Origin of the sequence: Jeongeupia sp. HS-3 (genome assembly GCF_015140455.1) — a bacterium.
Lineage (GTDB): Bacteria > Pseudomonadota > Gammaproteobacteria > Burkholderiales > Chitinibacteraceae > Jeongeupia.
The window spans coordinates 2,698,250-2,710,829 of record NZ_AP024094.1; the positions used below are offsets into that span (position 1 = coordinate 2,698,250).

At 65.8% G+C, this 12,580-nt stretch carries 8 protein-coding genes; 6 read left to right on the forward strand and 2 right to left on the reverse strand.

The window, feature by feature from the left end; all coding sequences use genetic code 11:
* Position 1: 1 nt before the first annotated feature.
* On the reverse strand, positions 2 to 1,918 hold the full coding sequence (mnmG, locus tag JLC71_RS12905; protein WP_200915866.1) for a tRNA uridine-5-carboxymethylaminomethyl(34) synthesis enzyme MnmG: 1,917 nt from the start codon (positions 1,916 to 1,918) through the stop codon (positions 2 to 4).
* A 250-nt stretch (positions 1,919 to 2,168) separates the two neighbouring features.
* On the opposite strand from mnmG, the gene bcsA reads away from it, so the two are divergent.
* The 6 genes from bcsA to JLC71_RS12935 all read left to right on the forward strand — a co-directional run bounded on the left by bcsA (position 2,169) and on the right by JLC71_RS12935 (position 11,691).
* Positions 2,169 to 4,448 carry a UDP-forming cellulose synthase catalytic subunit gene (gene bcsA / locus JLC71_RS12910; protein ID WP_236250887.1) on the forward strand — a complete coding sequence of 760 codons (2,280 nt, stop codon included), beginning with the start codon at positions 2,169 to 2,171 and terminating at the stop codon, positions 4,446 to 4,448.
* Positions 4,449 to 4,473: 25 nt separating this feature from the next.
* Positions 4,474 to 6,729, forward strand: coding sequence for a cellulose biosynthesis cyclic di-GMP-binding regulatory protein BcsB (locus tag JLC71_RS12915; protein WP_200915867.1), 2,256 nt, complete (start codon positions 4,474 to 4,476; stop codon positions 6,727 to 6,729).
* Positions 6,726 to 7,718 carry a family 8 glycosyl hydrolase gene (locus tag JLC71_RS12920; protein ID WP_200915868.1) on the forward strand — a complete coding sequence of 331 codons (993 nt, stop codon included), beginning with the start codon at positions 6,726 to 6,728 and terminating at the stop codon, positions 7,716 to 7,718. The genes JLC71_RS12915 and JLC71_RS12920 overlap by 4 nt, the downstream gene beginning before the upstream one ends.
* Entirely contained in the window at positions 7,715 to 9,340 is a 1,626-nt protein-coding gene (locus JLC71_RS12925) for an SPOR domain-containing protein (protein WP_200915869.1), read from the forward strand. Before JLC71_RS12920 ends, JLC71_RS12925 begins: the two co-directional genes overlap by 4 nt.
* A gap of 181 nt (positions 9,341 to 9,521) precedes the next feature.
* Complete coding sequence (locus JLC71_RS12930; protein ID WP_200915870.1) at positions 9,522 to 10,562, forward strand: hypothetical protein; 1,041 nt, start codon at positions 9,522 to 9,524, stop codon at positions 10,560 to 10,562.
* Positions 10,563 to 10,569: 7 nt separating this feature from the next.
* Positions 10,570 to 11,691 (forward strand): BamA/TamA family outer membrane protein, encoded by a 1,122-nt coding sequence (locus tag JLC71_RS12935; RefSeq protein WP_200915871.1) that lies wholly within the window; start codon positions 10,570 to 10,572, stop codon positions 11,689 to 11,691.
* A gap of 42 nt (positions 11,692 to 11,733) precedes the next feature.
* On the opposite strand, the gene ppgK is transcribed toward JLC71_RS12935, so the two are convergent.
* Positions 11,734 to 12,567: a polyphosphate--glucose phosphotransferase gene (gene ppgK / locus JLC71_RS12940; RefSeq protein WP_236250888.1), complete on the reverse strand. Its 834-nt coding sequence runs from the start codon at positions 12,565 to 12,567 to the stop codon at positions 11,734 to 11,736.
* Between the last annotated feature and the right edge of the window lie 13 nt (positions 12,568 to 12,580).

The window sequence follows — 12,580 nt, forward strand, 5'->3', positions numbered from 1 at the left end:
CTCAGGCGGCCTTGTCTTGGCCCGCACTCGCTGCGAGCTGTTTTTTCTTCAAATGAACCAGCAGCAGCGCGATGGCCGCCGGGGTAATACCGGAAATCCGCCCGGCCTGGCCGAGCGTTTCGGGACGATGCTGGGTAAGCTTTTGCTGCGCTTCTTTCGACAAGCCCGACACGGCGGTGTAATCGAAATCGGCCGGCAGCTTCACGTCGTCGAGGGTATCGCGTTTGGCGACTTCGTGCTGTTGCCGTTCGATATAACCCTGATACTTGACCTGGATTTCGACCTGCTCGGCGACCAGCGGATCGCCGATCACGGCGCCGTCCTTGGGCCGGGCACATTCGAGGCTCATCAGGCTGTCGAAACTGACTTCGGGCCGGCGCAACAGGTCGGCGAGACTGTATTCGCGTTCGATCGCCTTGCCGAGCACGCGCTCGGCTTCCGCGGCGTCGAGGATGCGCGGATTCACCCAGGTCGAGCGCAAGCGTTGCAGCTCGGTCTCGACCGCGTCGCGCTTGGTGCAGAACAGCGCCCATTGTTCGCCGCCGACCAGACCGAGCTTTCGGCCTTCTTCGGTCAGGCGCAGGTCGGCGTTGTCTTCGCGCAGCTGCAGCCGGAATTCGGCGCGACTGGTGAACATCCGGTACGGCTCGGTCACGCCGAGCGTGGTCAGGTCGTCGACCAGCACACCGAGATAGGCCTGATCGCGGCCCGGCGTCCATGGCGCTTCGTCGGTCGCGTACAGCGCCGCGTTCAGCCCGGCGAACAGGCCCTGCGCGGCGGCTTCTTCGTAACCGGTGGTGCCGTTGATCTGGCCGGCAAAAAACAGCCCGGCGATCGCCTTGGATTCAAACGACTGCTTCAGCGCGCGCGGATCAAAGTAGTCATATTCGATCGCATAGCCGGGACGCAGGATGCGGGCGTTTTCGAGCCCGACCATCGACTGCAGCGCGGCGATCTGGATGTCGAACGGCAGACTCGTCGAGAAGCCGCCCGGATAGTATTCGTGCGTATCGAGCCCTTCCGGTTCGAGGAAGATCTGGTGGCTGTCCTTGTCGGCAAAGCGGTTGATCTTGTCCTCGACCGACGGGCAGTAACGCGGGCCGACGCCCTCGATCTTGCCGGTGAACATCGGGCTACGGTCGAAGCCGCTGCGCAGGATCTCGTGCGTCTGCAGATTGGTGTGTGCAATCCAGCACGGTAGCTGCCGCGGGTGCATCGCCAGATTGCCGCGGGCCGAGAACACCGGCGCCGGCGTATCGCCGGGCTGGATTTCGAGCCGGGAGAAATCGATGGTGCGGCCGTCGATACGCGGCGGGGTGCCGGTCTTGAGCCGGCCGACCGGCAGTTGCAGTTCGCGCAGGCGCAGCGCGAGTGAAATCGACGCCGGATCACCGGCGCGCCCGCCCGTATGGTTCTCGAGCCCGACGTGGATCTTGCCGCCGAGGAAGGTGCCGGCGGTCAGCACCACCGCGCTGGCTTCGAAGCGGATGCCGATCTGCGTGACCGCGCCGGTGACGCGATCGCCGGCCAGCGTCAGGTCGGCGACTTCCTGCTGGAACAGGTCGAGGTTGGGCTGGTTTTCCAGCACTGCCCGGATCGCCGCCTTGTAGCGGACGCGATCGGCCTGGGCGCGCGTCGCCCGCACCGCCGGGCCCTTGCTGGCGTTCAGCGTCTTGAACTGGATACCGCTCATATCGGTCGCCAGCGCCATCGCACCGCCGAGCGCGTCGACTTCCTTGACCAGATGGCCCTTGCCGATGCCACCGATCGACGGATTGCAGCTCATCTGCCCGAGCGTTTCGATATTGTGCGTCAGCAGCAGCGTCTTGCGCCCCATGCGCGCGCTGGCGAGCGCGGCCTCGGTGCCGGCGTGACCGCCGCCGACGACGATCACGTCGTAACGGGTGGGATAAAGCATGGGGAACTCTCTGCGCGAATGGGGGGTACGGGGGCAATATTCTACGCGATAACAATCACTTAGGGCAGACCCCGCGCCACGGCGCGGTTTTTCACCTCCGCGCCCCGCCGGCATGAGGACGCTCACCCGCCAAATGACAACAATGTAAGCATTTCTACCCATATAGCATCAAATCCGGCACGTTTATCGGCCAATGCTTTATCATTCGCGCAAGCTTACTCATACCGACAGACCAGCAACGCAACAAGTAATGAAAATTCTTACAAAGCATCTTCATGCGATGCTCGATCCGCTCGGTAACCGCGCCCTGCTCTGGGTCTGGGCCGGCTTGTGCGTCCTGGGCGGGCTGCTTGTCGTCGCCAACGTCGACCTCGGCGCCCAGTTATGGCTGGCGGCAGTCATCGTGATCCTGCTGCTGGCCTTGCGCCATATCGGCCATCCCGAGCGCTATCGCGCCTTCTTCCTGTTTCTCGCCGCCTTTCTGACCTTGCGCTATGTGTACTGGCGCACCACGCACACGCTCAGCCTCGACGGCCCGGCCGATATGGCGATGGCGCTACTGCTGTATATCGCCGAGCTGTACGGCATTGTCGTCGCGATGCTGGGTATCTTCGTCAATATCCGGCCGCTGAAACGCAAGCCGGTGCCGCTGCCTGCCGACCCCTCGTTGCTGCCGACCGTCGACGTCTACATCCCGACCTACAACGAATCACCCGAGCTGCTCGAAGTCACCCTCCGCGCGGCAATGAACATCCGTTACCCGGCGAACAAGCTCAAGGTCTACCTGCTCGACGACGGCGGCACGGTGCAAAAGCGCGGCCAGGCCGACGAAGCCAAGGCGCTCGACGCGATCACCCGGCACAAATGGCTGCGCAAGCTGTGCCAGCGCCACGGCGCGCATTACATTTCGCGCGCGCGCAACGAACACGCCAAGGCCGGCAACATCAACGCCGCGCTGAAGGAATCGCACGGCGAACTGATCGTGATCCTCGACGCCGACCATGTGCCGACGGTCGATTTCCTGGAGAAAACCGTCGGCTTCTTCCTGCGCGACGAAAAACTCTTCCTGGTGCAGACGCCGCACTTTTTCATCAACCCGGATCCGATCGAAAAGAATCTGCGCATTTTTGGCCAGATTCCGTCCGAGAACGAAATGTTCTACTCGGTGATCCAGCACGGGCTGGATTTCTGGAACTCGGCCTTTTTCTGCGGTTCGGCCGCGGTGCTGCGGCGGCGCTGCCTCGAGGAGGTCGGCGGCATCGCCGGCACCTCGATCACCGAAGACGCCGAAACCGCGCTCGACCTGCATGCGCGCGGCTACAAGAGCGTTTACCTCGGCATTCCGCTGATTTCGGGGCTGCAGCCGGAAACCTTCACCGGTTTCATCACCCAGCGGGTGCGCTGGGCGCAGGGGATGGTGCAGATCTTCCTGCTGAAGAACCCCTTTCGCGTACCGGGGCTGAAGCTGTGGCAGCGGCTGTGCTATTTCTCCAGCTCGTTCTTCTGGTTCTTCGGCTACGCCCGGCTGATGTTCCTGCTCGCGCCGTTGGCCTTTCTGCTGTTCGGCCTGCACATCTACAAGGCGACCTTGACCGACTTCCTCGCCTACGCGCTGCCGCACGTGATCGGCGTGATGCTGGTATCCGATTATCTGTTCGACAAGGTGCGCTGGGCCTTCGTCTCCGAGCTGTACGAGCTGCTGCAGTCGATGTTCTCGCTGCCGGCGATTTTCAAGGTGTTCCGCAATCCGCGCGCACCGACCTTCCAGGTCACCCCCAAGGGCGAGCATCTGGACGAGGACTTCATTTCGCAGCTGTCGGGGCCGTTCTACCTCGTCTATCTGGCGGTCGTCGTCGGTATGGGCGCCGGCATCTGGCGCTACGTCAATTTTCCGCTCGAGCGCGACATCGTGCTGGTGACGCTGGCGTGGAACACGCTGAACCTGCTGCTGCTGAATGCGGCGATCGGCGCGCTGTTCGAGCGCCGCCAGCGCCGCGCCAATCCGCGCATGCCCGCCGATCTGGATGCCGAGCTGATCCTGCACGGCAGCGGCGCTCACCTGCCCTGCCGGGTCGACGACCTCTCGGCCAGCGGCGCCCGGCTGCTGGTTCCGAGCGCACAGCTGCCGCCGCTGACCAGCGATCTGGCGGTGATTGCAATCTACAACCCGGCGCTGCTGCGCTATACGCATTTGTCGGTACATATCCACAACGCCCGGCCGCTTGACGCCCATCAGCACACGCTCGGCATCGAATTCGTCGACGTCGCGGTACAGCAGGTCGCCGAGGTCGTCGCGCTGGTGCACGGCGACAGCCAGCGCTGGCAGGACTACCGCAAGGAACGCGCGCGCAAGCTCGGCATTTTCGCCAGCCTGATGCTGCTGGTCCGCCTGGGCGGGCGTTATGCCTTGCAACACTACTATTCGATTCTGATCACCGCTGGCCGCTTTCTGTGGCTGCGCCTGAAACCGGCACCGGTGGCGCTCGTCCGCCAGGGCCGGCGGCTGTGGCGATGGACTTGGGCAGGATAATGATTAAAAAAGCTGGAGAACCTGGATGACTTACCGATCCGCCTTGCGCGGCTTGTTGTTGATGCTGCTGCTGAGCTGCAGCAGCGCCATTGCCAGCCTTGAGGCCCCGCGCGAACGCCGCGACGTACCCCTGATGGCGCTGACCGGCAACGCGCAGCCACTGCGCATCAGCGGTGCATCGAGCCAGCAATCGATCACGCTGCCCATCGGTGCGCGCGAAAACATCAAGAGCGCCATGCTGCATCTGGTCGCGACCAATTCGACCGCGCTGCTGCCCGAGCGCTCGCAACTGCAAATCCAGCTCAACGGCCGCGTGATCGCCCAGTTGCCGCTGTCGCCGAAGCAGCCCGAAATCACCGCCGACATCCGCTTGCCGCTGAATCTGCTCCAGCCCGGCTACAACCGGCTCAGCTTCGTCGCCGCGCAGCATTACACGCTGCAATGCGAGGATCCGACCGCCCCCGAGCTGTGGAGCGAGATCGACATGCAGCAATCGACACTGCGCATCGACTCCGAACTGCAAACGCTGACGCCGACGCTGGATCGCCTCGATGCGCTGTTCGACCCGGCACAGTGGCACAGCCGCAGGCTGAATATCGTCACCACCGGGCTGGCGCAACTGGGCAGCAACGAACTTGGCTGGGGCGCCCGGCTGGCCCAGGGCGCCGCGCTGCGGCTGCGTTACCAGCCGCTGGCGGTGCAGCATCGCGTCGCCAGCGCCGGCCGCGGCGACGGCCCGGTCAGCGGGCTGGATACCGCCGCGCTGGCCGGCAGCGACATTCTGCTGGTGGGCACGCTGGCACAGCTCAAGCCTTACCTGTCGCCGGCATTGGCCGCCAGGGTGCAGTCGGGCTTTCTCGGCGTTTACCCGCTGCCGGGCGATGCCAGCCGGCTGCTGTTGATCGCCACCGGCCGTGATGCCGCCGAGGTCGGCAAGGCCGTGGATGCGTTTGCCTGGCAGCGTTTCCCCTTCCCGCGTCAGGCCGAGCTGGCGGTACGCGACGTCAAGCCCGCCACACTGCAGGACTATGCCGGCCCGCGGCGCATCAGTACCGAAGGCAGCTACCGCTTGCGCGATCTCGGCTTTCGCAGCCGCAACGTCAAGGGCATGTTTCCTGAGGCCATCGAGACCCGCATCCATCTGCCGGCCGACCTCTACGGCCCCGAGGACAGCAAGGTCGAGGTCGATCTGAACTACGCCGTCGGCGCGAAGATGCGCGCCGATTCGGTGCTCAACGTCCTTGTCAACGGCCAGTTCGCCCAGGTGATTCCACTCGATCAGGACAAGGGTGGCACCGTTGAGCATTACCGGCTGGAAATCCCGCTGCGCAACTTCAAGCCCGGCGAAAACACGCTGTCGTTTCAGCCGCGGATGACGCCGCTAGTGAGCGGCAACTGCCAGACCCATCAGACCGAAAACCTGCAACTGACGATTTTCGACGACAGCACGCTCACCCTGCCGAAGTTGTTCCATTTTGCTCAACTGCCCGATCTGCACCGTTTCGCAGCCACCGGCTTCCCCTATGCGGTGGCCGCCACCGGCGAGCGGATCGGCATCATGGTGACCGAACGCCATAGCGACACCATCGGCGCCGCATGGAGCCTGCTCGGCAAGCTGGCGCAGCAACAGGCGCTGCCACTGACCGCCGCCCACATCGGCTTCGATACGCCACCGGCCGATCGCCATCTGCTGATCGTCGGCAGCAAGCCACCGGCCGCGCTGCTCAAGGGCGCGCCGTGGCAATCGGGAACGCCGATGCAGTTCACCCAGCCGGCTCAGGGTGCGATCCCGCAGGACAGCGTCGGCTGGCTGGCGCGCCAGTGGGTCTGGCTGAGCGGCGCCAGCCCGGCCACCGCCCCACAAGCAGCATCGACCGCGATCAGTGCCGATGCGACCTTGGCCGGTCAGCTGCTGATGATGCAATACCGCTCGCCACTGGACGATGACCGTACCGCTACGGTCTTCATCGGCGGCAATCCGGCCGATGTCGGCCGCGGCAGCGCCGAGCTGCTCGAAGCGCGCAACTGGGATGGTCTGGCGCATGACGTCACACTGCTGCGCATCGGCGAGCCGGGCGTGGTCAGCCAGCAGGTCGGCCCTTATTACGACGTCGGCAAAATCGGCTTCATCGGCCGGATCGGCTATGCGTTCTCGCAATATCCGCTGCTGTGGCTGGCCATCACGCTGCTGCTGGTCGCGGTACTGGCGCTGGTGACGGTGAAACTGCTGCGGCGTTTTTATCTACGCCACCATGCCGGGGTCGAGGAAGAAACGCCGTGATTCACCGCTGGCTGATCCCGCTGATGCTGCTGCTTTCCTTTGGCGCCCATGCTGCCGGCAGCGCGCGCTGGAATGACTTCGCCACGCGCTTCATCAGTGCCGACGGTCGCGTCATCGATAGCGGCAACGGCGGCATCAGCCACAGCGAAGGTCAGGGCTACGCGATGCTGCTCGCCGTCGCGCACAATGATCGCGCCCGTTTCGAGCGCGTCTGGCAATGGACGCACCGCCGGCTGCAAACCCGTGGCGACGCGCTGTTCTCGTGGCAATGGCAACCCGACGCCAGCGGCGGCAAGGTCGGCGACCGCAACAATGCCAGCGATGGCGATCTGCTGATCGCCTGGGCCTTGCTGCGGGCGGCCGAGCGCTGGAAGCAGCCGCGTTATCGCGGCCAGGCGCTGAAGATCCTCGCCGACGTGCGCAGCAAGCTGATCAAGCCCTCGCGCTTCGGCCCGCTGCTGCTGCCGGCCGAGAAAGGCTTCGAGAAACCCGGAGGCCCCATCGTCAACCCGTCGTACTGGCTGTTCCCGGCCTTTGCCGAATTCACCCGTGCCGACCGTGCACCGGTGTGGGCCGAGTTGCGCCAGAGCGGGCTGGCGCTGCTGGCAGCCGGCCGCTTCGGCCAATGGCAGTTGCCGCCGGACTGGCTGCAGGTCGGCGAGACGCTCACGCCGGCGATGTCGCGCCGCTATGGCTACAATGCCTTACGCGTGCCCTTGTACCTGGCCTGGGCCGGACTCGATACGCCGGAACGGATCGCACCTTTCCTCGCGTTCTGGGATGCCCACCCGGACCATCTGCCGGCATGGACCGACTTCGACGGCAATGCGATCGATCCGGCCGATGCCCAGCCGGGCATCCACGCGATCGTGGCACTGCTTCGGCAAGCCGCCGGCGCGGTGCGCTTTGGCGACGGCGACAACCGCGACTATTATCCAGCCGTGCTTGAGCTATTGAGCCGGCAGGCTGCAACCGAGGTACGCCGATGAATCGATTGATCCCGCTGTTGGCGGCACTGAGCGCCACCGCCGTGTACGCCGAAGCGCCGCAGCAGGGCCGCGACTATTACGCAATCCAGCTGCTGTCGGCCTCCCGGCCCGAGGCGCTGCAGGCGACACAGGCAACGCTGACCGGCGTGCCGCACGTACGCGTCGAGCGACGCGGCGATTACTACGTGCTGCGCGCCGGCTTCTGGTCCGACCCGGCCGACGCCGGCCGGGCGCTGGCCGGGCTGCGATCGCGCTATCCGCAAGCCTTCGTGCGCATCGCCGTGTACCGGCCCGAGGCGATCGCCGCCCCGGCTCCCTCGGCGCAGTCGCAGTCGGGTGGCGGCACTGCCCAGGCCAATCTGCTGCGGCAGCAACAGAAACCGCAGGACGCCGGCGTGCGTCTGCACGGCAACGGCGCCGAGATCGAATATGCCGAGCAGGCGGCGCTGCGCAAACCGTCACCGCGCCTGACAAGTACCCCGGTAGCCGCCCCGACCCTTGCATCTCCACCGCCAGCGACCGGCAAACACCGCAATGCGCCCGACGAGCGCCCGCTCTGGGCGTTGCTGCACGCCGGGCGGCTGGCCGAGTTCGACGCGCAACTGCGCCAGACACCGGGCTGGCAGCCATCGCGCGCGCTGCGCGACGAACGCCAGCGGCGCGGCGATGCCGCCACCTTGCAAGCGGCGCGGGCCGACGGCGATACCGCCGCGCTGCAGGCGCTGGTCGCCACCCGGCCGGCGCTGGCCAGCTGCCAGCACATCGACGTGCTGTGGCGCGTCGCCGACGCCCATGCGGCACAAGGCAACGTCGATGGTGCATGGGCACTGTACCGGCCGCTGTTCCCTGGCTGCCAGCCGGCGCAGGTACGCATCGCCAGCCTGCAAAAGGCCGAAGCGCTGTTCACCGCCGCGCAGGTCGACGCACTGGTCGCGATTGAGGCGCGCGACGGCCGGCGTGATCCGGCCAGCGACACCGAATTCGCCACGCTGCGCTACCAGCGGCGGCTCGCCGCGTGGACCAGCGGCGAAGCACCGGCCGCGCTCGCCGACGAAATCCGCATGCGCCGCGATCCGGCCGGCGCCACGCGCGCCGGCTGGGCCGCGTTCAACACCGGCGACGATGCGGCGGCACAGGCCTGGTTCGAGCGGGCGATCGCCTTTGGCGAAGCGCGCAGCGAGCCGCTGTATGGCCTCGCGTCGGTTGCGCAACGGCAGGGGCGCAACGACGCGGTCGCCGCGCTGCTCGCCCAGCCGGCACTCGCAGCCGATCCGCGTGGCGACGCCCTGCTCGGGCAGCTGGCGTTCACGCGCGCGCGCAACGCCAGCGCCGACAAACGCTATCACGACAGCCAGGCCGCACTGGCGCAGGCACAGGCGCTCGGCGTGCCGGCCGAACAGTGCGCCCCGCTGGCGGCGTGGAACCTGTACGGCCTCGGCGACCTGCCCGCCGCGGCCGAGGCATTCGAGGCCCTGTACCGGGTCGGCGGCGACACGGCCAGCGCCGAAGGGCTGGCGTTGAGCCTGCCTCCGGCGACGCTGCGCGCCAAGGTGCGCGAACTGGGTGGCCCGCTGCGTGACTATGCCGATGCCCTTGCCACGCGACGGGTGCTCGGCCGCTAAGGCCAGAACGCCGCAGCACCGTTGTTCCACGCTGTACACGATGCATGCGCTGCGCCGGCGCGCATCAAGCGCCGGACAAAACCGGGCCTGCACGCTACCATCTGCGCTCATCGGCCTGTATCTTCTCGGGCCCACAGAAACCGGCCCGCACACCGTCGCGGCGCCGCTGCAAAGACAAACAATGAAAACAATGATTCGCGCCCTGCTTCCCTGGCTCCTGCTGCTGCCGGTCTGCGCCACGGCCGGCGAACTCGCCCTCTCCACCGAGCCGGTATCGGCACAGTCCGCACCGCTGATCCCGAACCTGGGCTACGAAGGTCGGGTAACGCCGATGCCCGAGCCGCTCGAGGTGCTGCCCGAGGCCAGCAAGCCCGCCGAGCCGGCGCCGAAACAGTGGGATCACGCCCTGCCGTTCTTCGCCCAGCGCGTCATCGACAAGGGCTACAACCTGCCCAATCCGTACGACGTCGGCCTGTCGTACTACTACAGCACGCAGAACATGCTGCTGAGCAATCTGAAGGTCTCGCTCAACGATAAGCCACTGCGCACCGCCGGCTTTGTCTCGTTTCCCAAGAGCACGCTGGAGAACCGCTCCGAACAGGTACAGCTGGGCGCGTGGATCTTTCCCTTCCTGAACGTCTACGGCCTCGTCGGCCACATCAAGGGCGGTGGCGATATCGGCATTTCGATGTCGGCCGCCGAGGCGGTGCAGTTCATCACCGGCGCGGATCCCTGTTCGGGCCGGCGCAAGCCCGACTGGTGCGGCAAGACGGTCGCCGCGACCGCGCACGCCAATTACGACGGCTACTCCTACGGCGCCGGCTTCACGCTCGCCGGCAATATCGACAGCGTCTACTTCGCGCTGCCGGTCACGTACACGGTGTCGAACGTGTCGATGTCCGACTCCAACGCCAAGAGCTGGAATATCGCCCCGCGCATGGGCGTCAACTGGCAGCTCGGCGATTACGGCACGATGATGACCTACATCGGTGCGACCTATCTCAACACCAGCGTCACCATCACCGGCACCTTCACCGCGCCGACGGCGGAGATGATCGGCCAGGATACCCAGCTCAATTTCAGCATCGACGAAAAGATCGCCAATCCGTGGAACGGGCTGGCCGGCTTCCACTGGATGGTCAACCGCAATATCAGCCTGCTCGCCGAGCTCGGCTTCGGCGCGCGTCAGGGTTATATCCTCAGTGCCTTCTACCGCTTCTAAGCCCGCCATGAATATCCGCCCACTGGCGCTGTGCGCGCTGATGCTCGCCGCCGGCGCCGCCCATGCCGACGAGAGCTGGCTCGACCGCACGCTGACCAAACTGGGGGCGTCGAAGGAAGTCGACCTCAGCCACGGCATGGACTGGGGCGTGCTGCCCGGGCCGTTCTACAACCCGGAAATGGGCGTCGGCATCGGCATGGCCGCGGTCGGCCTGTATAAACCGCCCGGCGCCGAGGCCGAAACCCAGCTGTCGACGCTGACGCTCAAGGGTTTCGTCAGCTCGGTCGGCGCGATGGGCGTCGGTTTCGACAACAACACCTTCTTCGGCGACGACAGCTGGCGCTTCCTCGCCAGCGGCATGATCGTCAACCTGCCGACCTCGTACTGGGGCGTCGGCTATGACGCCGGCAGCAACGATGCCAACAAGCACGGCTACACCAAGGAAGAGTTCTCGCTCTCGCCGAAGCTGCTAAAGCGGATCGCGCCGAACACCTATGCCGGGCTGGGCTGGAGTTTGCAACAGACGCACGCGACCGAGATCAAGGCAGGCAGCGCGATCGAGACCGACCCGGATGGCGCATCGGTGCTTGCATCGGGCATCACCGCGCATTTCTACTACGACACGCGCGACTTCATCCCCAACCCGAAGTACGGCCAGACGCTGCAGCTCAACGCGGCGTTCTACGCCCCCGGTCTCGGCAGCGACAACCGCTTCCAGACACTGGAAACGATCTACGACTACTACCTGCCGGTCGGCGAGCGCGACGTGCTGGCGCTCGACGTCTACAGCCATCTGGCTTGGGGCGACGTGCCGTGGACGATGATGTCGCAGATGGGCAACGGCAACCGGATGCGTGGCTATTTCCTCGGCCAGTACCGCGACAAGAACGTGGTCTCGGCGCAGCTGGAATACCGCCACCACATCACCGGCCGCCACGGCGTGGTGTTCTGGGGTGGCGCCGGCACGCTGGCCGACTCGGTCGGCGATCTGGGCAAGGATGCGCCGTGGCTGCCAACCGTCGGCGTCGGCTACCGCTTCGAATTCAAACCGCGCGTCAACATCCGGCTCGACTTCGGCGTCGGCCGCGATACCGCCGGCGTGTATTTCCAGATCAACGAAGCGTTCTAGAACCGCCCGGCTGATTCCGGCCACCGAGCGCGGTGGCCCGTGTCAACGCGCCAGCAGGTCGGCACAGCGCGCAGCCTCGACCGCGGCGCCGACGATGCCGGCGTTGTTCTGCAGCGCCGCAGGCACCACCTCAAAGCGCAGCCCGGTCAGCTCGGGGATGAATTTTTCGTGCTTCTTGCTGATGCCGCCGCCGATGATCACCAGATCGGGCGACAGCAAGAGGTCCAGGTGCTGCAGGTAGGCATTGAGCCGCGGCGTGTAGTCCTTCCATTTCAGCTCAAGCTCTTCCTTGGCCTTGGCCGAGCAGTATTTTTCGGCGATCGCATCCTTGGGGAAGATCAGATGGCCGAACTCGGTATTGCGGATCAGCCGGCCGTCGACGATCAGCGCCGAGCCGATGCCGGTGCCGAGGGTGATGACGACGACCTTGCCGCCGCGGCCGTGGGCGGCGCCGAACTGCACCTCGGCAAGGCCGGCGGCGTCGGCATCGTTGACCAGCGTCAGCGGCAGGCCGGTCGCATCGGAAAGGATGCGTTCGGCCGGGGCGTTGAGCCAGGTCTGGTCGACATTGGCCGCCGATAGCGTCACGCCGTTATGAACAATCGCCGGAAAGGTACAACCGACCGGGCCGGTCCAGCTGAAATGCTCGACCAGCTGGCGCACCACGGCGCCGACGGCTTCGGGCGTCGACGGCTGCGGGGTATCGATCTTGTAGCGTTCGGCGAGCAACTCGCCGGTGACGACGTTAACCGGCGCCCCCTTGATACCGGTACCACCGATGTCGATACCCAGTACTGCTACCGGTGCTGCGCTGTCCATACCCTGCCCCTTGTCGATCAATCGGCGGAAGTTTGCCGCCGACAGCCACAAAGTCAAGCAGGTAAAACCT

What these genes read in the sequence shown, in the direction of transcription:
- JLC71_RS12915 (WP_200915867.1), top strand. Translation starts at nt 4,474, where the DNA reads ATGACTTACCGATCCGCCTTGCGCGGCTTGTTGTTGATGCTGCTGCTG.
- JLC71_RS12935 (WP_200915871.1), top strand. Translation starts at nt 10,570, where the DNA reads ATGAATATCCGCCCACTGGCGCTGTGCGCGCTGATGCTCGCCGCCGGC.
- mnmG (WP_200915866.1), bottom strand. Translation starts at nt 1,918, where the DNA reads ATGCTTTATCCCACCCGTTACGACGTGATCGTCGTCGGCGGCGGTCAC.
- bcsA (WP_236250887.1), top strand. Translation starts at nt 2,169, where the DNA reads ATGAAAATTCTTACAAAGCATCTTCATGCGATGCTCGATCCGCTCGGT.
- JLC71_RS12930 (WP_200915870.1), top strand. Translation starts at nt 9,522, where the DNA reads ATGAAAACAATGATTCGCGCCCTGCTTCCCTGGCTCCTGCTGCTGCCG.
- JLC71_RS12925 (WP_200915869.1), top strand. Translation starts at nt 7,715, where the DNA reads ATGAATCGATTGATCCCGCTGTTGGCGGCACTGAGCGCCACCGCCGTG.